Annotated in this window: 22 protein-coding genes, 2 tRNA genes, 2 pseudogenes and 1 riboswitch; of the genes and pseudogenes, 10 read left to right on the forward strand and 16 right to left on the reverse strand. The window is 39.2% G+C overall.

From position 1 onward, the window contains the following. Positions 1–42: 42 nt before the first annotated feature. Positions 43–672 (reverse strand): spore coat protein, encoded by a 630-nt coding sequence (locus N9I19_RS10355; RefSeq protein WP_089363510.1) that lies wholly within the window; start codon positions 670–672, stop codon positions 43–45. A gap of 167 nt (positions 673–839) precedes the next feature. Here N9I19_RS10355 and N9I19_RS10360 point away from each other — a divergent pair, with 167 nt between their 5' ends. Together N9I19_RS10360 and N9I19_RS10365 are read left to right on the forward strand one after the other, a co-directional pair. After that, positions 840–983 carry a hypothetical protein gene (locus N9I19_RS10360; protein ID WP_167555965.1) on the forward strand — a complete coding sequence of 48 codons (144 nt, stop codon included), beginning with the start codon at positions 840–842 and terminating at the stop codon, positions 981–983. Between the two features lie 92 nt (positions 984–1,075). After that, positions 1,076–1,584 (forward strand): annotated as a pseudogene (locus N9I19_RS10365) (DUF3231 family protein). A gap of 285 nt (positions 1,585–1,869) precedes the next feature. Here N9I19_RS10365 and thiC read toward each other — a convergent pair. The 3 genes from thiC to N9I19_RS10380 all read right to left on the reverse strand — a co-directional run bounded on the left by thiC (position 1,870) and on the right by N9I19_RS10380 (position 5,514). Next, positions 1,870–3,651: a phosphomethylpyrimidine synthase ThiC gene (gene thiC / locus N9I19_RS10370; RefSeq protein WP_089363509.1), complete on the reverse strand. Its 1,782-nt coding sequence runs from the start codon at positions 3,649–3,651 to the stop codon at positions 1,870–1,872. 135 nt (positions 3,652–3,786) lie between these two features. Continuing rightward, positions 3,787–3,901: riboswitch (TPP riboswitch) on the reverse strand. Between the two features lie 115 nt (positions 3,902–4,016). Continuing rightward, positions 4,017–4,805, reverse strand: coding sequence for an HAD family hydrolase (locus tag N9I19_RS10375; protein ID WP_317777732.1), 789 nt, complete (start codon positions 4,803–4,805; stop codon positions 4,017–4,019). A 175-nt stretch (positions 4,806–4,980) separates the two neighbouring features. Next, the gene (locus tag N9I19_RS10380; RefSeq protein ID WP_284471704.1) at positions 4,981–5,514 is read right to left on the reverse strand and encodes a histidine phosphatase family protein; all 534 of its coding nucleotides are present in this window, start codon (positions 5,512–5,514) and stop codon (positions 4,981–4,983) included. Between the two features lie 102 nt (positions 5,515–5,616). On the opposite strand from N9I19_RS10380, the gene N9I19_RS10385 reads away from it, so the two are divergent. After that, positions 5,617–6,513, forward strand: coding sequence for a PdaC/SigV domain-containing protein (locus N9I19_RS10385; RefSeq protein WP_317777733.1), 897 nt, complete (start codon positions 5,617–5,619; stop codon positions 6,511–6,513). 390 nt (positions 6,514–6,903) lie between these two features. On the opposite strand, the gene N9I19_RS10390 is transcribed toward N9I19_RS10385, so the two are convergent. The 3 genes from N9I19_RS10390 to N9I19_RS10400 form a co-directional block, all read right to left on the reverse strand. Then, on the reverse strand, positions 6,904–7,362 hold the full coding sequence (locus tag N9I19_RS10390) for a hypothetical protein (protein ID WP_317777734.1): 459 nt from the start codon (positions 7,360–7,362) through the stop codon (positions 6,904–6,906). Positions 7,363–7,429: 67 nt separating this feature from the next. After that, the gene (locus N9I19_RS10395; RefSeq protein ID WP_317777735.1) at positions 7,430–7,735 is read right to left on the reverse strand and encodes a hypothetical protein; all 306 of its coding nucleotides are present in this window, start codon (positions 7,733–7,735) and stop codon (positions 7,430–7,432) included. Positions 7,736–8,039: 304 nt separating this feature from the next. Beyond that, complete coding sequence (locus tag N9I19_RS10400; protein ID WP_411730425.1) at positions 8,040–8,969, reverse strand: glycerophosphodiester phosphodiesterase; 930 nt, start codon at positions 8,967–8,969, stop codon at positions 8,040–8,042. 319 nt (positions 8,970–9,288) lie between these two features. Here N9I19_RS10400 and N9I19_RS10405 point away from each other — a divergent pair, with 319 nt between their 5' ends. Further along, positions 9,289–10,515 carry an ATP-binding protein gene (locus N9I19_RS10405; RefSeq protein ID WP_317777736.1) on the forward strand — a complete coding sequence of 409 codons (1,227 nt, stop codon included), beginning with the start codon at positions 9,289–9,291 and terminating at the stop codon, positions 10,513–10,515. Positions 10,516–10,576: 61 nt separating this feature from the next. Here the strand turns inward: N9I19_RS10405 and N9I19_RS10410 are convergent, their stop codons facing one another. Continuing rightward, positions 10,577–11,410, reverse strand: coding sequence for an ABC transporter permease (locus N9I19_RS10410; protein WP_089363570.1), 834 nt, complete (start codon positions 11,408–11,410; stop codon positions 10,577–10,579). Between the two features lie 22 nt (positions 11,411–11,432). Continuing rightward, a complete protein-coding gene (locus N9I19_RS10415) occupies positions 11,433–12,203 on the reverse strand; it encodes an ABC transporter ATP-binding protein (protein WP_411730427.1) in 771 nt (256 codons plus the stop codon). A gap of 374 nt (positions 12,204–12,577) precedes the next feature. Between N9I19_RS10415 and N9I19_RS10420 the strand changes: the two genes are divergently transcribed. Together N9I19_RS10420 and N9I19_RS10425 are read left to right on the forward strand one after the other, a co-directional pair. After that, the gene (locus N9I19_RS10420) at positions 12,578–13,567 is read left to right on the forward strand and encodes an aliphatic sulfonate ABC transporter substrate-binding protein (RefSeq protein WP_317777738.1); all 990 of its coding nucleotides are present in this window, start codon (positions 12,578–12,580) and stop codon (positions 13,565–13,567) included. 30 nt (positions 13,568–13,597) lie between these two features. Continuing rightward, entirely contained in the window at positions 13,598–14,491 is an 894-nt protein-coding gene (locus tag N9I19_RS10425; RefSeq protein ID WP_289320986.1) for a TauD/TfdA dioxygenase family protein, read from the forward strand. A 185-nt stretch (positions 14,492–14,676) separates the two neighbouring features. Here the strand turns inward: N9I19_RS10425 and N9I19_RS10430 are convergent, their stop codons facing one another. From N9I19_RS10430 to N9I19_RS10445, 4 genes are all read right to left on the reverse strand, one after another. Then, a complete protein-coding gene (locus N9I19_RS10430) occupies positions 14,677–15,264 on the reverse strand; it encodes a DUF6241 domain-containing protein (RefSeq protein WP_317777739.1) in 588 nt (195 codons plus the stop codon). Positions 15,265–15,677: 413 nt separating this feature from the next. Beyond that, complete coding sequence (gene clpP / locus N9I19_RS10435) at positions 15,678–16,262, reverse strand: ATP-dependent Clp endopeptidase proteolytic subunit ClpP (protein ID WP_061461763.1); 585 nt, start codon at positions 16,260–16,262, stop codon at positions 15,678–15,680. A gap of 30 nt (positions 16,263–16,292) precedes the next feature. After that, positions 16,293–17,000: a sigma-70 family RNA polymerase sigma factor gene (locus N9I19_RS10440; RefSeq protein ID WP_089363498.1), complete on the reverse strand. Its 708-nt coding sequence runs from the start codon at positions 16,998–17,000 to the stop codon at positions 16,293–16,295. A 438-nt stretch (positions 17,001–17,438) separates the two neighbouring features. Next, on the reverse strand, positions 17,439–17,738 hold the full coding sequence (locus N9I19_RS10445) for a hypothetical protein (protein ID WP_317777740.1): 300 nt from the start codon (positions 17,736–17,738) through the stop codon (positions 17,439–17,441). A 402-nt stretch (positions 17,739–18,140) separates the two neighbouring features. On the opposite strand from N9I19_RS10445, the gene N9I19_RS10450 reads away from it, so the two are divergent. After that, positions 18,141–18,653: a tyrosine-type recombinase/integrase gene (locus N9I19_RS10450; RefSeq protein ID WP_317777745.1), complete on the forward strand. Its 513-nt coding sequence runs from the start codon at positions 18,141–18,143 to the stop codon at positions 18,651–18,653. Then, complete coding sequence (locus tag N9I19_RS10455) at positions 18,644–18,838, forward strand: hypothetical protein (protein WP_076367873.1); 195 nt, start codon at positions 18,644–18,646, stop codon at positions 18,836–18,838. The genes N9I19_RS10450 and N9I19_RS10455 overlap by 10 nt, the downstream gene beginning before the upstream one ends. 70 nt (positions 18,839–18,908) lie before the next feature. Here the strand turns inward: N9I19_RS10455 and N9I19_RS10460 are convergent. Next, positions 18,909–19,414: pseudogene (locus tag N9I19_RS10460) on the reverse strand (glutaminase); the annotation flags it as partial. Between the two features lie 271 nt (positions 19,415–19,685). Here N9I19_RS10460 and N9I19_RS10465 point away from each other — a divergent pair. Next, positions 19,686–19,892 carry a hypothetical protein gene (locus N9I19_RS10465; RefSeq protein WP_317777741.1) on the forward strand — a complete coding sequence of 69 codons (207 nt, stop codon included), beginning with the start codon at positions 19,686–19,688 and terminating at the stop codon, positions 19,890–19,892. Positions 19,893–20,303: 411 nt separating this feature from the next. Further along, the gene (locus tag N9I19_RS10470) at positions 20,304–20,594 is read left to right on the forward strand and encodes a hypothetical protein (protein WP_061461756.1); all 291 of its coding nucleotides are present in this window, start codon (positions 20,304–20,306) and stop codon (positions 20,592–20,594) included. Between the two features lie 555 nt (positions 20,595–21,149). On the opposite strand, the gene N9I19_RS10475 is transcribed toward N9I19_RS10470, so the two are convergent. Both N9I19_RS10475 and N9I19_RS10480 read right to left on the reverse strand, forming a co-directional pair. Beyond that, positions 21,150–21,230, reverse strand: a tRNA-Leu gene (locus N9I19_RS10475). Between the two features lie 8 nt (positions 21,231–21,238). Further along, a tRNA-Cys gene (locus N9I19_RS10480) sits at positions 21,239–21,312 on the reverse strand. Positions 21,313–21,356: the final 44 nt, after the last annotated feature.

A 21,356-nucleotide genomic window follows, 5' to 3' on the forward strand; every position in this document is an offset into this window, starting at 1 on the left:
CCCTTCTTTATGTTTGACAAAGGAATCCAAAAACCATGTCATTTAATGACTTATGTTGTTATTTCCTTGTGCGGGTGCATATGAATTCATCATTTGTTGCATATCCTGCTGTGCAAGCTGTGGAACTTGGTAGTAATGATGTTTGTTTTGATATAACGAAATCTCATATGCCATTTCAATGCAGTTCGGAACGGAATCTGCAAACACACGGCGAACCACCGGATTCGTTATTTCAAGCGCTGCCATCGCTTTCATGGATGCTGCAGACTTAACAGCTCCAAGCATCAAGCCTGCAATGCACTCATCTGTAATTTCCGACACGGATTGCAAAGGTTTCTTTGGCTGGGTTGGTGTCAATCCATATATAAAATCATTACCTTGATTCATTTTGTAGCTCTGGGTTGGTTTAGAAGGATCTTGGCCCGTTTGGAAGCACTCCAGTGAAATATTATATTCATCTTGGATGAACTGATATTGACGATCCAGAATGTCCATCAATTCCTGATCCTGAGCATGCTGACGCAAAAGCATGTAAGTGTTTAAAGTTCCAATCGCTCCCGACAACACTTCATGTACATCGAATACTTCGTGACCACCGTGATTCATTTGTGGGGGAATAGCACCCGTTTGCATGTTCTGGTGTACTTGACCTTGTTGATTTTGATTTTGCATTTTATTTCCCTCCTCGTTTCGTTTCATCAATGATGTGAACAAGCTTAGTATGTTAAAAACCAACAGGATTATTCAATAAACTCTTCCGCCCTACATCATGTTGTCTGTTTAAAAAAAGCCGTGATGTTCTAAACTATAAACACTTTATATGTATGGGAGGATTTCAAATGACTCATAAATGCTTCTATTGTACTGATGACACGGAAGAAAAAAAAATCCATGTCGTAACATTTCAAGTTACTGACACGGATAGAAATGAAATGCTCTGTGATGAATGTTATCAAGAATGGCTACAAGGAATAAAAGGCTAAATTACCCTCTAACATTTCCAAACATTAACTCATGGATTCATGGATTAGTACAGGGTAACTTAAATGCGTAAAATAGTTCAAGGAGGATGGTTATGGGAATTTTAAGCGGAAACCCAAAAGAAGAGCCTATGCATTACGGAGAGGTATTTGGTACATGGGCATTTCTAACAACAACAAAAGGGTTAATTGCATGTCATCAAACAATGCTCAATCACACTGGTGACAAGGACCTGCATAAATTACTTGTAGAAGTGATAAATCAAGGGAAACAGGAAAATGACCAAATTGAATTATTATTAAAAGAAAATAACGTAGGACTGCCTCCATCACCACCTGAAAGGCCTAAAGCTAATTTAGAGGATATTCCCGTTGGGGCACGTTTCAAGATCCTGAAATCTCTGCTTCAGTATCAATCGATATTAATGCAGGATTAGTTGCTTGCAGCCAGATCATGGGTCAATGCATCCGCGAAGATATCGCAGTGATGTTCGCACAATTCCATGCAAAAAAAGCAGCATTGGGTGCTGATTTCCTAAGATTAAATAAGGAAAAAGGATGGCTGGTCCCTCCCCCTCTTCATATTAATAAAACAAGTTTGTAATGAAATATCCCTTAATCATGTTGACTTTATGATTGAATGCCCCACATGATTAAGGGATTAATTCCGATAACGAAAGGACGATTAAGGAATCACTACCATTGCAGACTTTCGATTAAGTAGCACTTTGTACATTGTTGACTATAATCATTTTTTACAAATTCATGATTACAATTCTCCCGAAAAATGTTCAGCTCTCTTTTTAGCTGTTCCAATTGAGTTTCCAACTGTTTCATTTCAACTTTTATCTGGATTACCCGATTCATCGAATTCTCCCTCTCGTCCGAATCATTGATAGATTTCTCCGTCCGTTTTCCTAAATTCATTCGCTTTTTCTTTAAGCCCTTCATCGATTACCGACTCAAAACCCAGGCCCTTTTCTTTTGCCAAATCACGGATGTCCTGGGAGATTCTCATACTGCAGAATTTAGGTCCGCACATTGAACAGAAATGGGCTGTTTTGGCACCTTCAGCCGGAAGAGTTTCGTCGTGATATTCAACCGCCCTTTCAGGGTCGAGAGAAAGATTGAACTGATCTCTCCAACGAAATTCGAATCTAGCCTTCGAAAGGGCATCATCCCGTTTTTGTGCATCCTTATGGCCCTTTGCAAGGTCAGCTGCGTGGGCTGCAATTTTATAAGTAATGACCCCTACTCGAACATCCTCTTTATTCGGAAGTCCCAAATGCTCTTTCGGTGTCACATAACATAGCATGGCAGTTCCAAACCATCCAATCATTGCAGCACCAATCGCAGAAGTAATATGATCGTATCCAGGAGCTATATCCGTTGTTAAAGGTCCTAAGGTATAGAATGGAGCTTCTTGACAGACTTCCAGCTGCTTATCCATATTTTCTTTAATCAAATGCATCGGTACGTGACCGGGTCCTTCCACCATGACTTGAACATCGTGCTTCCAAGCAATCTTCGTCAGTTCCCCCAGTGTTTCCAATTCAGCAAATTGCGCCTCATCGTTTGCATCTGCAATGGATCCAGGACGGAGGCCGTCACCTAATGAAAATGAAACATCATATGCCTTCATGATTTCACAAATCTCTTCAAAGTGAGTATAGAGGAAGCTTTCTTGGTGGTGGGCCAAGCACCATTGTGCCATGATGGACCCCCCTCGTGAAACAATACCCGTAACTCGTTTTGCTGTTAAAGGGATGTACCGCAAAAGCACACCAGCGTGTATGGTAAAGTAATCGACACCTTGCTCGGCCTGCTCGATTAATGTATCCCGAAAAACTTCCCAATTTAAATCTTCCGCGACTCCATTCACTTTTTCCAATGCTTGATATATCGGAACCGTCCCAACTGGCACTGGTGAATTCCTGATAATCCATTCCCGGGTCGTGTGAATATTCTTTCCGGTGGATAAATCCATTATGTTGTCGGCTCCCCAACGTGTAGCCCAAGTCATTTTCTCCACTTCATCTTCGATCGATGAACTAACAGCTGAGTTTCCTATATTCGCATTTATTTTCACATGAAAATTACGTCCGATGATCATTGGCTCACTTTCAGGATGGTTAATATTTGCCGGAATGATCGCCCTTCCGCTAGCTACCTCTTCTCTTACAAACTCAGGGGCAACATTTTCCCTGATTGAAATGAACTCCATTTCTGGGGTGATGATACCTTTACGGGCATAATGAAGCTGGGTTACGTTTTTCCCTTTCATTGCGCGCAATGGCTTTCTTTTCAATCCCGGAAAAATTTCAGCTTTGGATTGTGACTCCACTTTTTTATATCCATTATCTTCGGGTTTTATTTCACGTCCTTCATACTCTTCAACGTCTTCACGTTCCAAGACCCAATTGCGTCTAATCGGGGCAAGGCCTTTATGAATATCAATGGGATATTCTGAATCCGTATATGAACCGCTTGTGTCATAAACCCGCAAAGGCGGATTCTCCTCTTCGCCGAATGCACCTGTAGTGGGACTTAGTTTAATTTCACGCATAGGTACTTTAATATCAGGTCTAGATCCCTCAACATACACTTTTTTACTCCCGGCAAAACTGGACATAATTGAAACGTTCATGTCATTTACTGAATTACTCATCATGATTTCATTTCTCCTTTTTAAGTTCATTTAAAAAGGACAAAATCCAATCCATTTCGCACGAAAAAACCGGATCTCATATTTAAGACCCGGCTAACGTTAGTATGACTACAGAAATGACCAAATGAAATGTCATTGTTTAGTAGATTCTAACTTCCCCACGCTGGTATGAACCAGATCAGGTCCTGAGGGTTAAGAAGCATAAGCACTTCTCTCTCAGCCCAACTGTTATTGGACACCCCTAGTCTGAATAATTTAATTGATTACAGGGTAACTATATATCACCCTTTTCATTCTGTATATAATTTGAAAGTCCTAATACTTTAGGTCATCCTCTCCAAATTCGTTACTTGGAGAAGGATCACCAATTAATTTTCCAGGCTCTCAAGGATTGGGAAAAGCCCCTCTAAATGCTTGATTTCATAGGTTGGAAGCACTTCATTCCGTTCCTTATCATGGCGATTTACCCAAACCGACTTTATACCTACCCGTGATGCTCCAAGGATATCCGTCATTAAATTATCGCCGACCATCAATACTTCATCCTTATCAAGCTCCATGATCTCCAAAGCATGCTCAAAAATGGAGGCATCCGGTTTACCTCGTCCAAAAGCTCCAGAAATGACGATTTGATCGAAATAAGGAACTAGTTCAGGTGTAATTTCAAGTTTAGTATTTTGGAGTTCAGGAGAACCGTTTGTCAACAATAGCATTTTGTACTTCCCTTTTAATTCATCTAACACACGGAATGATTCTTCATAAATAAATGGCTTTTTACGTCTCTCTGCAGGGAAACGTTCTGCCAGTTCCAGCCCAAATGCCGGGTCATCGATCCCTAATGCCTTCAAGCCTCTCGTCCATGCTTCTTTCCGATAATTTGGTGCAATCACGGCCATCTTCCGGAATTCATCATGATCATCCTGAAAATTTCCCCACAGTCCTTCAAATGGGTTGATTCCGATCATTTGTGTAAATCCATAAGTATCGTAAGAAGAATAAAGCTCACGCGCTTCCTTCCGAACCGCTTCTTCAAACTCGTCGACATTTAAATCATATTTCTCCTTAGCCACTTCACATGTGGCCACAAAAGCCTCTTTTACACTTTTCTGATCCCATAGTAATGTATCATCTAAATCAAAAAAAACTGCCTTCACCAAATTGTCCAACCTCTTTCCCTATTATTGAATTCGTAAAAATTACACTATTACAATAATAAACCACAACCAACGGAAAAAGAATAACTAATCGGAAAAGGCCTGCATCTTTCTTAAGCAAAATGTTCAATATACCAGACTTACCTTCTATGGCGGGAAACCCTATATTTTTGACTTATCATCTTTCGAATACATACAGCTTTCCATTACCGGCAATCTTGAATTTTGGACCGGTGAACCCCCGTCGGATCAGCTCTTTCCTCATATAAACCATAAGGGCGGCATGACTCACGATCAGAACATCCCTTTCCCCCTTTGCAAAAACTTCATCCAATACTTTATTGATCCTTCGTTCGGCGATCTTAATTTCCGCCCTTGTCTCCTTGTTGAACAGCGAGCAGCAGCGAATCCAGATGGCCCAAAGGATGAACGGCAGCTTCACCTTCCCTTTGAGAGGGGGAGAAGGTATTTCCCGCAGCTCCTCCATCCGATGAACCGTACCTGGATAAATATGTTCCGCTGTCTTGACAGCTCTCGACATATCACTGCAATAACATTCCTGCCATTCCTCCACGCCAAGTAAAGTCGTTCCATAAATAATATCCGCTGCATCATAGTCCACAAACCATTGCTTCATATCATCCGCCGTCACAGATTTCCCAGTAGGGAATTCATGTGCCACCTTAAAATGCCGTACCAAACCAATTTTCATTTTTTTCTCCTCTTTAGCTTTTGAATTATAAAATTAACTTTCTATTTGATCCACCAACTTATATAATAGATAATGTAAAAATTATACAAAGGTGGTAATTGAATGCTATCCAAGAATTTCACTAAGATTTTCCTTGCTGTCGCATTAACTTTTACATGTATCTCTTTTTTACTGATAAAAATCGACTCTGTCTCCGCAGCCACTACAGAAAACGCAACGGTAAACACGAAGAATTCCCCTTTATCTGTTAGAAGTGGTCCCGGCACCAGCTATAAAAAAGTAGGATCGTTGGAGAAAGGGAAAGCCGTAACCGTTTATTCGAAAACAAAATCCGGCTGGTCGGAAATTCGGTACAATGGAAAAGAAGCCTATGTATCTACTAAATATTTAAAATTCAGCAATGTGAAGATAACCAAGAAAAAGTATAAAAATATTAGTGACTTGTCGTATCCGCAAGTATCAGGACTAAAAAGTAAAGCAGCTCAGGATAAAATTAATCAGGTGTTAACTAAGCATGCCAAGGATGCCTATTCCTTTTATCTACAAGCAAAAAAGGATAGGGAAAAAGATAAAAATGAGGAATGGTGCAAAGAATCCCCATACACTTGCCAGTATAGTTACAGTATTTCGTATAAAGTGAAATTCAACCAGGATGAAAAGCTAAGCATTCTTATTGACGATTACTCCTATAGCGGTGGAGCTCATGGAATGGGGTACACAACATCCTATAATTTTAAAGTGTCTTCCGGTAAACAGATGAAAATCAGTGAAATCCTCACATCCAAAGTGAAATATACGAAGGTGCAGAAATATGCTTTTGACTACATGAGGAAAAGAGATAGTTTTTATGTTAAAAAACAGAGCGATGTTCCCGTCAATAAGGATTCACAGTTCTATTATACAAATGGGGGGATCTATCTCGTATTCCAAGAATATGAAGTAGCTCCTTATGCATTTGGCCGCCCTGCAGTAAAAATCCCAAGTAAGGTTTATAAATAATTTCGTCGCACAGGGGCTAACTCCTGTGCTTTTTTAGTGCCTTACATTCAATATATCTAACAAATGATGAAAAATATAGAACCATATTTCACAGTCTGATGCGATTTCAAGCATACTTACCATCGCATTCAAAAAAGTGGATTTTTTTATAATAGATATTTGATGGGAATATGTTTTTAACCAATGCCGAACTTACTTTTATCTGATGTAAACATAATGCGAAGATGTTCTTAGTTAAAGGACGAGAATAAGGAGTGTATAGGGTTTACCTGATATGGATAGATGGGACCGAATACGAAGAAAAGAAGGCTTGTTATGCTAACCAAAACAGCTTTAATATGATCCAAGAATAATGAAAATAGAGAAGGCTTTTTACCTTCTCCATCTTTTTTACTTCAAAAATTGGAGTTCAGTAATCGTACATATTTTTCTAAATTTATATTTACCACTCATATCACTGAATTGATAATTATTTAGTACCTTTTCCAGCTGTCCTTTTAGCTTTTCTTCCACGATAAATGAATCGACAGCCTCTTTCCAGTTTTCTTTTCCGATTAACTCATCGAACGGAATGATATCAAGAACTTCATCATAAATTTGGATGCTTTGATCAATGCCAAAACTTCCGTATATGCTGCCATTTTCATCAGCAAAAATATGCTCCGATTCCAGATCCTCCACCAGCACCTCTAAAAACCCCTTTGACTCATCAGGCTTGATGGCAATCTCTGCTTCCGCCTTTACAGGCCCAAATCTCTTATCGACGATCTCTATCGTCATTTGGACATAAAAGGAAGGGTACATTACCTCAATCCCATCACAAAGTTCCGCTGCCGAATTATATACCATCTGAACACCCTCCTTTTATTTACTATCATTATATAATATAAATACCTCATTGCCTTACCAATAACCCTTATTCAAGATCACTTAGCATCGTTTCTTTTTTGAAGATCAACTCATCTTTTTCCCTATCATAATAATAAATTTTGAATGTTTCATCTCCGCTTAAATCTGTACTGCCAGACAACACGCCAAAATGTCCATTTCCCATATCGACCATATTGGAATAACTGGCCTGAGGATACACATTATACCCTCCATCATCCATTGGATCAATCGTCACATTCCCGGATCCACCTGAAACAAAAGCAACGATAATAGTCAAGAAAATCAGTGTAATCCTGATATTCTTCAGTTCACGCACATAATGATCATTCATCTTTTTTCACCTTTTTTATACAATATCCATAATATAACAATAATTTCAATCTATTTGTGTCCCTAATAAAAAAGCCCATGCAGATCGAACCATCCCCCGAATAATGGACACAGTAAAAAAAGTCCCTTATTCGAGGTTTTTCTATGTCCTCATACTAGAAACCCGTTTATAATCAAAAGTCTACTAAGCCTATGAACACCTATTTCTCCCAAGGATTAAATGCCCTTCATTAAGTTGAATCCGGTTCATACAAAAAAAGCCCCGGAAAACCGGAACTCACCTATGAAACACTTATTTAGTAACCTTATAAATTCACATTGTCATTGTGCTTTTCATGCTTATACTCCCTAAGAACCTCGTTAAATACATCGGGATAATTCGTAAACAGCCCCGTTGCACCCCATTCTAGAGCTTTTTTCATGTCCGCTCTTTCATTTACTGTATATGGATGGAATTGAAGGTCATGATTTCGAACCATCTTCACATATTGTCCGTCCACCTTATTGAAATTCGGACCCACTCCAATGGCATATTTCTTAATGGATTCCAATTCCTCATCAGAAATGGTTGCTTGGTTCTTATAAGAAAAAAGCTGCACAAGCGGTAAATTTGGATTCATGTCATGAACCTTCAAAAGGCTTTCTTGACTGAACGATTGTATAAGTACATTTTTGGTACGGCCTTTTGAATCCACCATTTTATTTTCTTTCAGAACTTGCAGAAGTTCTTCTTCCATTCCTGGATATACATCAGGAGACTTTGTTTCAATATAGTAATTGGCCTGCCTGCCGAATTTCATAAAGACTTCTTCAAGAGTGGGTACCGTTAACCCTTCATATTTCTTTTTTGCCAATTGCGGATATTTTTCATTGAACCATGTACCAGCATCTAGTTTTTTGATTTCTGCCAGCGTTAAGTCTTTCACTAGACCTGTACCATTCGTTGTACGATCCACCTTTTCATCATGCATTGCTATCAATCTTCCATCCTTTGTCATCTGAAGATCGATTTCTATGTAGTCGCCTTTCATTTGTTCTCCCAATTGATATCCGGGAATCGTATGTTCAGGAGCATAACCGGAAGCTCCTCGATGTGCGATATTCACAATTTTCTTCTCATAAATAGATGAATTCGAATGATCTACATTTGCAGCCGAGGTCCCCATGGAAGTAGCCTGCAATATAAAAGCCGCACTCATCATGCATAAACCGAATTTCTTTATATTTGTTTTCATTTTCCCCTATCCCCTTCCTATTATTACCACCATTTTAGAAGGGGAATGTGAATCTACAGCAAATATAGTGTAAAGAAATAATATATAAGTTAAAATGGGTAAAAAAAACCATGAAACAAATTGTTTGCAAGTCCTTCGTGTAGTTCGTTATACCCAATCCAATTCCATGAACCCATTCCATTCGCCTCCCCATCATCCATATCTGCTTGATCTGGAAGGATTTGTTACATATGTTGACAAGATCTATTTTTTTCTGATTTACAAAAAACTAGTATCAGATTACTATTAAACAAACAGAATATTTATATTGAGGGGAATTATGTTAAAAAATTATCAATATTATCAAAACAAACACCGATTCATACTGAAGGCATTCATGGCAATGATATCCTTTTTACTATTAGTTGGGATTTCCATATCACCTATAAGTTGGAAAGATAACCCCTACGATATGACATTTCAGGTCATTTTAATATCGGGGATGATAATTTCTCTGTTGTTTTTCTTAAAAACAGAAGTCAATTTCTATAAAACCCTATTCATTTCTTTAATTACTGTTTATATATATAGCAAATTCTGGATTTTCCCAGATACCGCAATTATGCTGGCTTTTTTTGCTATAGCACCCTTGATTCCCATTTTTCTCTTTGATAAAATCGGATTTTATATTGTCGCCACTTTAAATATCATATTAGGTCCTGCTTCCATCTTGATCATTTCGCAAACGGATCTTAAATACACTTATGAGTATGTTTCTTTGGATAGTTTCGGCAATACGATTAATTTCATCGCTATACAAATCATATTGGTATTTGTGTTCATAGGAACAAACAATAGGATGGAATCCACTAATGCATTCCATAAGGAGATCCAACAGGCCAAGCAATTGAACTCAGTCGGTCAGCTAGCAGCCACCATTGCACATGAGATACGAAATCCCATTACAGTCGTGAAGGGGTTTGCCCAGTTATTGGATCAAGAGAAGGAACTGAATGAGACGGAAAAATTTTATGTGCAGACCATGCTTACAGAACTTGAATATACACAAGTGATAATCAATGACTATTTGTCTTTGGCAAAACCGCAAACGGATAATATTCAGGTCATTCCTTTAAATTATGAAATCCAAAAGATTTCCGATCTATTATCCAGTTTTGCCAATAATCGAAACATAGGCTTTCAACTTGATTTCCGTGATGACCTACAAATCAATATGAATCCGATCGAGCTTAAACAGATACTGGTCAATATCATGAAAAATGGAATTGAGTCGATGAACAATCCCGGATTCATCAAGGTGGAAACCGAGAAGGAACGCACTATGGCAAAAATCCGAATAACGGATACAGGAATAGGTCTTTCCAAAGAACAGCTTGAAATACTCGGCACCCCATTCTATTCGCTTAAAGATAGGGGAACTGGTATCGGCCTGACCGTTTGTTATTCCATCGTTCAAAAATACAAAGGGAAAATCGTGGTACAGAGCGAATTGAACAAAGGAACATCCTTCACTATTTATTTGCCCTTACATAGAGAAATAGATTAAACATACATTAACAAACAAGAAAAAGGATGACCTCCCAAAACCGGGCGGTCATCCTTTTCAATTAGGCTTTAAAGCTATCTTGCCATTTCAGCAAATGATTTTCTAAAAAGCGGACAAACGAGTCGGAGATTTTACCAGCCATGGCAAAAATGATGATGCCTACGAATACGACGTCCGTTTGCATGAATGAACGGGCATCCTGGATCATGAAGCCCACCCCTCTATCTGCACCCAACAATTCAGCGACGACCAAGCACATCCAAGCAGCACTTAAGGCTAAACGGATACCAAGCAATATGTTCGGTAAAGCTGCCGGAATCATCAGCTTCGTTATTTGCTCCAGACGGCCAAACTCTAAGATTCGGGCAACATCGTATAGTTTTTTATCCACATTCCGAAGGCCCAAAAAGGTTTGTAAATATAGAGGAAAAAAAGCACCTAAAGCAATAAGCAGTACTTTGGAAAGTTCACCAAACCCGAACCACATAATGAATAAAGGGGTAATCGCAAGTAAAGGAACTGTCCGTAACATTTGAATGCTTGGGTTAAGATATTCTTCGGATTTTTTTTGCATGCCAACGATGACTCCTAGCAATAAGCCTAAAAAACCACCTAATGCAAAGCCAAGAAGAGCCCGCGTTAAACTGATTTGTAAATGCATTCCCATTTCCCCTGACTGAACGAGATCAATGAAAGTCGTGACGATCAATAAAGGTGATGAGAATAATTGGGCAGGCAGGATGCCAACCGAACCTAATGATTGCCATGCAATCAACACGACAACGGGAAGGAACGAACCCCGCAATGCTGATTTGGCAAGTTTGGATTGTTTTTTCGTTTTCCTTATGACAAGCGGCTTGTTTTGTGCAACGGTCTGTGTAGACATATTTTTCATCCTTCCTTTTTTCAAAAATTAATTAAATGCTCCAATCTTCCCTTTCTTCAGGATGATGATCAAGTTCGGTTAAAATGACGGTCCTGAATTCCTGAAACGCTTTGCTTGTTCGTTTTCTTGGATATGGTAAATCAATTGGAACGATAGCTTTAATCCGTCCAGGCTTTGCCTCCATGACTACCACTTTGCTCGATAAAAAGATGGATTCATCAATATCATGGGTGACAAGCACCATCGTTGTCATATTCTTCTCCCATATTTCTAGCAAAGCCTCTTGAAGATGCGTTCGCGTGAAAGCATCCAATGCACCGAATGGCTCATCCAGCAATAAAACTTCAGGATTACGTAATAAGGCCCTCGCAATGGCAACACGCTGCGACATTCCACCGGATAATTGGCGTGGATATCCCTTTTCAAATCCTTTTAGCTTAACAAGTGAAATTAAATCATCCACCCTTTTTCTAATGTCCGGTTTTTTTAATGGAAGGTTACCTGCAATATTTTTCTCAACGTTTAGCCATGGAAATAAGCGGTGCTCCTGAAAAATGAAACCACGGTCTTTAGAAGGGGCGCTAACCGGATGATCACCTGCAATGATCTCGCCGTCAAAGTCTGAATCAAGTCCTGCGATCAGCTTTAATAATGTGCTTTTCCCGCATCCACTCGGACCAATGATGGTGACGAACTCACCATTTTTGACGCTCAGATTTAAATTATCCAAAACATGGACACTTTCATTATCATTCTTAAATGTTTTGCTTACATGATTAATTTCTAACGTCGCTACCAATATCCTCACCCTTTCTCAAATAAAAAAAATAGAGATCCAGCAATAAGGCACATATTGTCCCTTTGCTGAATCTCTAGTTAACTAGTCGATTCAATATTTCATTTTATATTAACTTATCGATTATTTATAATCAACAAATAATACCCATTTATTTTATCGGATTAATCAAAAAAGGAATTGACAGATTATTCTAGCAGCTGTTAAGATGCATTCATACACAAATCCGCATTACAAAAAACCAATTAAAGGTCATGTGAATCAACTGGACTACCGGAGATTCAATGAAGAGTAACCCCGACATACTCTTCGTTGAATCTCTTTTTTTTATTAATCTGACTATCCAGATGTGGTAAGTGTAATAAAAAAGGAGGGAATTCATGAAGGAATATCGTAACAAGTTAACTGCAGTATTACTTGCCATCATTAGCATTGCTATATTGGCAGGTTGTAATTCCGATGCCGGCAAAGCTTCCGGGAAAAGCGATCCACTTAAAGTTCATATTGCCTTAAATGGCAAGATGGGGCCATTGGTCATTGCAAAGGAAAAGGGATTATTCGACGAAGAGTTTTCTAAACTGGATGCCCAAACCGAGTGGAGTGAATTCCCGAGTGGCCCCCCGCTTTTGGAATCCCTCGCTTCCAATCGGGTCGACCTATCTTTTTTAGGGGATGGTGCACTGATTGCCGGAATTGATAAGAATCTGCCATTTGAAGTGATTGCACAAACAGGTCGAGGTGAGTCATCTGTCCGGATCCTGGTTCAGCCAGAAGGTGACATAAAGCAGATTGAAGACTTAAAGGGAAAAACGGTCGGTGTTGCCTCCGGGACAACAGGTCATGTGTATTTAATCAAGGCATTGAAAGCCCATGGTTTAACGACTGATGATATTAAACTCATCAATTTACAACCGGATGATGCTCAATCCGCTTTTGAAACCAAACAATTGGACGCCTGGGCGATATGGAACCCTTATTACCTTAATAATATTGAAAAAGGGAATGCAGTCGCACTTAATGTAAAGGGAAAAATATTGGCTCCTGGTGCAATCATTGCACGTAACGGATTTGCAAAAGCACATCCTGAAATTGTAGAGGCCTATTTAAAGGTTTATAAAAAAGCTGCCGATTGGCAAATTGAAAATCCAGATGAAGCATCTGAAATTTATTCCAAAGAAACTAAATTGCCTGTGAGCACAGTCAAGACAATAATAACGGCCGAAGAACCAAATATCTTCTTTACCGAAGATGCCATCAAAGCACAACAAGAATCAATCAATACTTTAGCTGGTGTGGGTTATATCAAGAAATCATTTAATTTTAAAAACCAGATCCACAATGAATACATTGATGAAGCCTTTAAAAAATAAAAAAACATACCTTACAGGAGGAGATTGATTATGACGGAAACTAAAACACAACAATTAAAAGTGGTACCCGTAGCAGGAAGAATTGGAGCGGAAATTCAAGGTGTCCAATTAAGCGGAGCCTTGGATTTAGCTATTTTAAGTGAAATCAAACAAGCGTTAAACGATCATAAAGTCGTATTCTTCAAAGGTCAAAACCATTTGGACGATGCCACCCAAGAAGCATTTGCAAAACTATTGGGTGAACCTTATGCACATCCTACAGTACCGGTCAAAGACAATACTAACTATATCTTCGAACTTGATTCCGAACGAGGTGCTAAAGCAAACCATTGGCATACTGATGTCACTTTTGTACCAGCAGTTCCTAAATACTCTGTTTTAAGAGGTGTAACCATCCCTGATGTTGGCGGGGATACAGTTTGGGCAAATACCAATAAAGCATATGAGGACCTGCCGGATGGATTGAAGAAATTAGCGGATGGACTATGGGCGATCCATACAAATGAATATGATTATGCACAATTCAAACCAGCCGAAAACATTGATGATGAGGTTAAAAAGAAATATCGTGATATATTCGAATCTACCATTTATAAAACAAGGCACCCAGTCGTTCATGTGCACGCAGAAACCGGAAAAAGGCATTTGTTATTAGGTGGCTTTGCTGGAAGAGTGGAAGGATATACAACAAGTGAATCTGAAAGATTATTAAGTATCTTTGATTCATACGTCACTCGCTTAGAAAATACCGTGCGTTGGCAATGGAGTGAAGGGGACGTGGTCATTTGGGATAACCTAGCCACGCAGCATTACGCTATTGCCGATTACGGGGATCAGCACCGCGTCGTTCGCAGGGTCACAGTAGGAAAAGACGTACCCGTAAACAAGGAGAACGAGTCAAGCAAACTAGTTATTAAGAAATAAAACTCCTGTATGGAGTGAAAAACTCCATTGCTTGACTTCCCCATAAGCGAATGACTGAGTTGAATGGTAAACACTCAAACCTCCTGAGGAACTGGCCTTATTGCAGGAGGTTTAAGTGTTTTCTTTATTGAACAGGTCTTATCAACTCGCCCTCTGATATATTCAATACTTCCCTGCAAATGGCCTCACTTAAAATTCACTTCAATGAATTCAATCTCTTCTGCCGCACTTAATGTACCATGGGCTTTTCCAACGGTGCCTTCTTTGTCTTTCCAAAAGAAGTTATGGTCCTGAACGATCGAGCTAAAATTAAAGTCACCCCACCTGGCAGCAATGCCGAGCAATCTATCTCTATGCTGAAAATCACTTAAATCCACTATTTTATAAACCTCTTCTATAATCTTAGGGGACATTGGTATAGCTCCCCATTTATCTTGCGATCGAACTTTTTGATGAGTCATTTTATGCATGACGTCCATGACTTCCGTTTCGGTTGAGTCTTCATCAAGTCCTGTTTCAAATTCAATCCCATCATATATCGCTGTTTTCGCTTCAAGTTCCGCCGCTTTAGCTTTCGCTTCCCTTTGGGCTGTGATTTTAACATCCTCTCTTTCTCTTTCAATTTGTTCTTTGGTTTCCCTGGCTTCGATCTCCAGTTGTGCTTTTTCGTAATCATTGGAGTTTTCCATGATTTTAAAGGAAGCAATCCCCAACCCGAATAATGCCACAACAAAGATTCCACTAATAAGTAAAACCTTTTGCGTTTTCTTCATTGAAACTTCCTCCAAGATATTGATAATGTTAGATAATATTTATTTTAACATATTAAATGGATGGACTATCCAGAAAAGGAAGACATCCAAAATCCTTTTCTCAGCCCTTTTCAAAAAGAATTTCAGTAGTTTCAGATTTCAATAGTCACCCTGGGCACCCTTCTATTTTTTCACACATATGGAATGGTGGTCATATCTCTTCTTCCTCCTAACAATAATATTGGCTATGCGGCCATTGAGATGAAGCTAAATTAGTGGATCCAAAAAGTATTGGAACGAGGTATGGGGATTTGTAAATAAATATATGGAGTAATGTCGAAGGTAAAAAAGAAGCTGCCGATATAGATATCGACAGTTTCTTTTCGTTTTCATCCAGCTTATTTTTGAGTTTACTGATAGCGTTTTTATCAGGATTACTTATCCTGAACGATTATTTCATCGATTATACCGTAATCCTTCGCCTCTATTGCGCTTAAGAAGTAATCACGATCTGTGTCCTTCGCCACCTTTTCGATAGGCTGCCCAGTCCTTTCCGAGATGATTTGATTGATGTGATCCTTTAGTTTCAAAATCCTTCGGGCAGAAATTTCAATTTCCGTGGCTTGCCCCCTCGCCCCACCAAGCGGTTGATGAAGCATGATTTCACTATTTGGCAAAGCGCACCTTTTCCCTTTCGTACCCGCCAATAAAAGCATGGCACCGAATGATGCAGCCATCCCCGTACATACAGTCCGGATATCAGGCTTAATATATTGCATCGTATCATAAATGGCGAAACCGGCACTGGTCGATCCCCCTGGACTGTTTATGAAGATGGTAATTTCCTTCTCAGGTGCATCTGCTGCCAAGAATAACAATTGGGCAACCACACTATTGGCTAAATGATCGGTGATTTCTTCCCCAATCATGATGATACGGTCTTTTAGAAGTCTGGAATAAATATCATACGAGCGCTCACCCTTGCCTGATTGCTCAATTACATATGGAATGGTGGTCATATCTCTTCTTCCTCCTAACAATAATATTGGCTATGCGGCCATTGAGAGTGTGTTTGAAGGAGTGAAGCTTGATTTGGAAAGAATCGAACGATTCATCAGTTTAGGAATCATCGATTCACTGTTCAGGGATTTGAAAGATGGAATGCTTCTAATGAGGATATCAGGATTCTGGGCTTTTAAAGCCTGTGTCATCAGGGACATGAGCCGCTGTTCCTCCTCATCCTGCCAATCTTCCACACAAGACAACTTGCGCTCTTCAACGTCATCGTCAAAACGCTTTTTCACACGGTTCAAGATTGCCTTTACAGCCGTTTCCGTGGTGTTCAAATAATCTGAGATTTCTTTTGACCGATAGAGGAATCCTTCCTTTAACAGGAATACAACGGCTTGTTTCGGGGTAAGTGACTTTATTATATATTCAACCGTTTCAAAGGCATTTTCCCCAACTGATCCCTGTTGTTCGGTATCCAACAGTTCGTCTAATGATTCTTTTTTCCTTTTTCGTATCGTATCAATCCAGGAATGGCGTGCTATCGTCTTCAATAAAGCCGTTGTTATCTCGGTTTTCTTTCCATAGCCCTGCATTGCCTTCAATACCGTTTCCTGTGCCAAATCATCCCCATCCCAATTATTTTGGGTCAGGAATCGGCAAAACCGAAGCAATTCAGGATAGACTTCACGCAAAATCGCACCGTTATCCTTTTCTTCAGAAATATCTTCCCTTAACTTATTTATCATTTTTCTCACTCCTTCAACACCCTCTATCCTATAAACGTTTCAGAAAGAGAAAAAGATATGGGGGTGAAAAATTTCCCTTCATTCTTCATTATATTCTATTCCATTTTTTCCATTGGATTTCCTTTCATACTAAAAAACCTGTTTGATTAAGATCCAAACAGATTAGTTTCAATGTTCTATATGAACAAATATGGCCTTCTCCGCTGTGTACCCGTTCGTCACCACTCATTTCAGCAAAGCCTTATTTTCCAAAACACTTCATATTCCCCGTTAATTCCGCTCCGTTCCATTAAGCCAATCAGCCAAATCTTTGGATGTCCCCCCGCTCACGATAATATTCGGTCAATATGTCCTTACCCTTGCGCTAAACCCCGACGTCCCGGATATCCTTGTTGTCCTGAATTTCAAATTTACGGGTGATCCATAGGAACTCTGCTGCTATTCCAAGTGTTCAATGCATTCAACCGTATATTCGCTAGGTTCCATAACGTTTTCTTCAATACCAAACCAACTGGAGGCGCGACTCTCATTAGCGCTATCTTTACAATAGTTCACCAAAGAACCTGCTGGCATCTCTTCTTGATCGCTCATCTCTTCAAAATTAACTGATTGCTCGTTATGACTCCCGCTGTCTGTCTTTTCATTCTCCAAGTCTGCGAACATGAACATACAGTAAAAAACCGAAACCATAATTGCCATAGTAAACAACCTTGACATTAAAGGCAGTAACTTTTTCAATATAACTAAACCTCTCTTCATGGTGGTTTCCCAATCCTGCTGTTAAAGCATAATAAATTCAGAATGAATTAATTCATCTATTAAATATCCATCAAAACATCAGTTTGGAAAAATACCCCTATAGATTCATTATATCAAGTTCCAGAAGTTTTTAATGCCATTATTCAACCTTAATACGAATAAACAACTAAAATACTTCGAACCCTTAAAAGTGGACAGTCCAAAAAATATCAGTATACACCTCACATTGACTTCCATCCTTTTCAAGTGTTACTCTTAAATTAATAAAAAGTATACATTCAAAACACTGATTCCATTAGCGTGAAATAAGGGTGATCTCATTTGCCAAAAGAACATTTAATTGACGTTCAACCTATCAGATCATTGGAAAAATTAGATGATATGAAATGGTCACTGAAGAGACATTGCAGCGAGAGAGACTACATATTGTTCTTGTTAGGCATCAATACAGGCTTGCGTGTGTCTGATTTATTATCGCTGAAGATAAAGGACATTAAAGGTAAGATGGAGGTCATCATCAAGGAAGGCAAAACAAAAAAGCCAAGAATAATACAGCTTAATAATGTATGTAATGAATTGGCAGCCTATATAGCCACCATCGATGGTGAATGGCTATTCCCCTCACGCAAGGGCGATAAGCCAATTAGCAAGATACAAGCCTACAGACAGCTTAATAAAGCAGCGGACATGGTGGACATCGAGGGCGTTGGTACCCATACCATGAGGAAAACGTATGGGTACTGGCACTATAAACGAAGTAAGGACCTTGCTGAGTTACAAATGATCCTTAATCATTCACATCCTGAAATTACACTCAAGTACATTGGGATTGCTGATGAAGGAACAGAGGACAGCTTTAATGATATTATGGGAGGACGGAAGAAATGTCACTGACTGAATACAATGCAAAATATGAATATATCATTCGAAGCAATATTTCCGATAGGCAAAAGGCATTGAAATTAGCTGATTTAATGACCGATATGGAAGGCCACCTAAGAAATGACATCGGGGAACATCGAAATAAAGAGGTACATGCATTATATAAAAAAGTATCTCTCCTATCCAACTTGTTATGATCACCTTAAGACCCTTGCCATATGTGCAGAGGTCCTTTTTTTGCCGTGAAAGTGAGTGATTTGTTTCTCAGGTAACCATGAATGTCTTGCAAATTCGGGCAATGTCCCCGGGGATGATTTGCTTTCCCGTCAACAAATCTTTCCCATTCATGGCCAGCACACAGCCTATCCTCGCCAAATCCTGACTGTCCATTTCATTGGCACACTGCTTCGAGTACAATTCGATTAAGTCCTCCACATTCTCAATAGTGGGATTTTGCATCAATTCTCGGATAAAATCTAAAATAAGCCTGAATCGTTCATTCTCACTGTCACCTGCAATCATGTAGGTCACAGTCAATGCTCCTGCATTGATCATCGGGTTTAACGGCTTGGATGGCTTGTTTGTCTCTAACTTGGTAATCGAATTAAAAGGGTCACCAGTAGGTTCTTTGCCTACATAGGAAAAACATATTCCTCCCCTTTTTCCATTAATACAAGAGCAAGTGTCAAAACTTTCGATATGCTCTGCAGGGTCATTTTCCCACTTACATCCCCCGCACAATATCCTTTTCCGTCAGGATAGTATAACATCACAATAACACACTCCGACGCAGAACAGATTCTGAATTACTTTGGTCGTGTTAAAGATAAAGATAAATAACAACATATACGGGCAACCGTCAATCAGTAAGACAGCTAAGCTAACGCCATGTAAAAAAATCAGGAGCAACTTCACTGTTCCTTAAAGAAGATTTAATTGAAAAAAGAAGGAATTAGACGTGCTCAGACGGAAATATAGACCATACGAATATTATCGCATAAGCTTTCATATATATTTCACACTTGATGGAAAGTAGGAAAAGCCATGGGAAAATTGAAGAGTTTACAAGAAATCTATCACGCCAACCGTCCAGAAAATAATGAACTTTTCCGAGCGATACAACAGCATCTACAAATGAAGCATCCAGACAAACGAATGACAGCTACGAGAACATTGCAAGTAATTGTGGCTAATAGTGTTTCATACGGAGAGCTGCGTAATGTGGAAGCACGCCTTCTTCACAGTCAATAAGGATCTGTTGTTTCATAAGCCCTTTGAAAATTTCAAACACAGAAAGGATCTCATCAATGAAAGAATTTCTAAAAAAATTCTAAAACATTCGGCTTAATCGTGCCGCTTGTGACACTGGCTTTTTTTTAAATCAGCTATTTACTGGATGCTCAACCAGACCTAGCAATCAAGCTAAAATCAACATGTCACATGTAAGTTGGTTCGTTTCGTGAACTCAGCAACATTCATTCTTTCGCTTACTACGGTTCGGTGCAATGGTTTTTGCCTTTGGAAAAGTCGCCTGTTTTATACAGATCTATTTTCATCTGGTGAGCAAAAATGCTTAACAGCTAAAGATTGACAATACTTTTATGGTGACTCATACTTGAAGTATCTTAATGACAGAATATTGAGAATGATGGAGGGGTAATTATGAATAAAATTTTCGTTCCTAACGCAATCGCCACTTTAACAAGACTTTTCTACAGTTCAACTACACAGAATGAGTATTTAGCGATGCGAACCGCTCAATTCTACATTGAAGACCTGAAGTTACTACAAGACGTGGAAGCTGTTGCCCTGGCAATTGAAAATCAAAATGCTTTCGCTTTAATGTCTAAATTTAAATTATTTGATTATAAGGCTGCTGAAGAAATTGAAATTGCACTATCCTCTGCTGGCTATACTGAAGCAGAACTAAATGTTATGAATATTGAAATCTGAAATCATTGGCCAATCATTACTTTCGGAACGAATGGTAGAGTTAGCGCTCTTTGACCCATTCGTTTTTATTTTTACCGTAACACAGAAAACGCTCCCTAAACTATCGCTGTTAAAATAAATTATGAATGAATATCTGACGTGTGATGCCTAAGCGTATGAAATGAAATCCTAACGCCCTTAATCTCAGATAATAGACCGTAATGTTTTATTGGTTTTGTATGATCCTTTGTTTTAATTCTCCTTCATCTTGATTGATGAATAACTTGTCAATTTTACCATTCCCTCAAACCTTCAATTAAATGTCCTGTTAATCCTTCACCTTTGAAATGATGGGCAGCACTTTTTAAAATAAGTTTTTGTCTGACGAATCAGCACGGAATTATCTTTCGCACCAGTTACTTCTATCCCTGCTTGATAATAAATTTTCCCCTTATACTCATTGCATACTACCCTCGCACATTATTTGTACATTTTTTGTAGTGGGTGAAAACACAAAAAAGCTTCACACAATTAAGTGTGAAGCTTGATGTAATAGCGTTTATTCGCTATTGGTGATACCGGTGGCCGGGGTCGAACCGGCACTCCAGAGGAACACGATTTTGAGTCGTGCGCGTCTGCCAATTCCGCCACACCGGCATGTATGTTGGAGGCGGCAACCGGAATCGAACCGGTGGTAAAGGTTTTGCAGACCTCTGCCTTACCGCTTGGCTATGCCGCCAACGTTTTTGGAGCGAAAGACGGGATTCGAACCCGCGACCCCAA

The organism is Peribacillus sp. CSMR9 (genome assembly GCF_033141925.1).
GTDB classification, from domain to species: Bacteria; Bacillota; Bacilli; order Bacillales; family DSM-1321; genus Peribacillus; species Peribacillus simplex_A.

Bases quoted from the DNA above. Each gene is read 5' to 3' on its own strand.
- clpP (WP_061461763.1), bottom strand. From the start codon at position 16,262: ATGACCACCATTCCATATGTAATTGAGCAATCAGGCAAGGGTGAGCGC.
- N9I19_RS10465 (WP_317777741.1), top strand. From the start codon at position 19,686: ATGGGAAAATTGAAGAGTTTACAAGAAATCTATCACGCCAACCGTCCA.
- N9I19_RS10400 (WP_411730425.1), bottom strand. From the start codon at position 8,969: ATGAAAACAAATATAAAGAAATTCGGTTTATGCATGATGAGTGCGGCT.
- N9I19_RS10395 (WP_317777735.1), bottom strand. From the start codon at position 7,735: ATGAATGATCATTATGTGCGTGAACTGAAGAATATCAGGATTACACTG.
- N9I19_RS10355 (WP_089363510.1), bottom strand. From the start codon at position 672: ATGCAAAATCAAAATCAACAAGGTCAAGTACACCAGAACATGCAAACG.
- N9I19_RS10380 (WP_284471704.1), bottom strand. From the start codon at position 5,514: ATGAAAATTGGTTTGGTACGGCATTTTAAGGTGGCACATGAATTCCCT.
- N9I19_RS10405 (WP_317777736.1), top strand. From the start codon at position 9,289: ATGTTAAAAAATTATCAATATTATCAAAACAAACACCGATTCATACTG.
- N9I19_RS10440 (WP_089363498.1), bottom strand. From the start codon at position 17,000: ATGATAAATAAGTTAAGGGAAGATATTTCTGAAGAAAAGGATAACGGT.
- N9I19_RS10360 (WP_167555965.1), top strand. From the start codon at position 840: ATGACTCATAAATGCTTCTATTGTACTGATGACACGGAAGAAAAAAAA.
- N9I19_RS10450 (WP_317777745.1), top strand. From the start codon at position 18,141: ATGAAATGGTCACTGAAGAGACATTGCAGCGAGAGAGACTACATATTG.
- N9I19_RS10425 (WP_289320986.1), top strand. From the start codon at position 13,598: ATGACGGAAACTAAAACACAACAATTAAAAGTGGTACCCGTAGCAGGA.
- N9I19_RS10455 (WP_076367873.1), top strand. From the start codon at position 18,644: ATGTCACTGACTGAATACAATGCAAAATATGAATATATCATTCGAAGC.
- N9I19_RS10470 (WP_061461756.1), top strand. From the start codon at position 20,304: ATGAATAAAATTTTCGTTCCTAACGCAATCGCCACTTTAACAAGACTT.
- N9I19_RS10420 (WP_317777738.1), top strand. From the start codon at position 12,578: ATGAAGGAATATCGTAACAAGTTAACTGCAGTATTACTTGCCATCATT.
- N9I19_RS10385 (WP_317777733.1), top strand. From the start codon at position 5,617: ATGCTATCCAAGAATTTCACTAAGATTTTCCTTGCTGTCGCATTAACT.
- N9I19_RS10390 (WP_317777734.1), bottom strand. From the start codon at position 7,362: ATGGTATATAATTCGGCAGCGGAACTTTGTGATGGGATTGAGGTAATG.
- thiC (WP_089363509.1), bottom strand. From the start codon at position 3,651: ATGATGAGTAATTCAGTAAATGACATGAACGTTTCAATTATGTCCAGT.
- N9I19_RS10430 (WP_317777739.1), bottom strand. From the start codon at position 15,264: ATGAAGAAAACGCAAAAGGTTTTACTTATTAGTGGAATCTTTGTTGTG.
- N9I19_RS10410 (WP_089363570.1), bottom strand. From the start codon at position 11,410: ATGAAAAATATGTCTACACAGACCGTTGCACAAAACAAGCCGCTTGTC.